Genomic DNA, 245 nt, shown 5'->3' on the forward strand with positions numbered 1-245 from the left:
CCATCTTCACCACCACGCTGGCGGCCTGTTCCAGCATCGCCGCGCGCGGGGCGAAGTCGATGTGCTCCAGGTGGCGGGTGGCCAGCGAGTAGCGGTCGGCGAACTTCTCCACCTGCTTGGGGATCTTGTACGGCGCCGAGGACAGCGCCTCGATGTCTTCGCGCTCGATCGGGGTGATGAAGCTGTCGACCAGCTCCTGGCTGATCTTGTCGGAGGTCTCGCGCTCGCGCTGGCGGGCCAGCTTG

At 66.9% G+C, this 245-nt stretch carries 1 protein-coding gene; it reads right to left on the minus strand.

Annotated features, from left to right (window positions below; all coding sequences use genetic code 11):
* On the minus strand, window positions 1–245 hold a 245-nt coding region (locus HKX41_12900; protein ID NNC25033.1), incomplete at both ends, for a pit accessory protein.

This window comes from Salifodinibacter halophilus (assembly GCA_012999515.1).
In the GTDB taxonomy this organism is placed as follows: domain Bacteria; phylum Pseudomonadota; class Gammaproteobacteria; order Nevskiales; family Salinisphaeraceae; genus Salifodinibacter; species Salifodinibacter halophilus.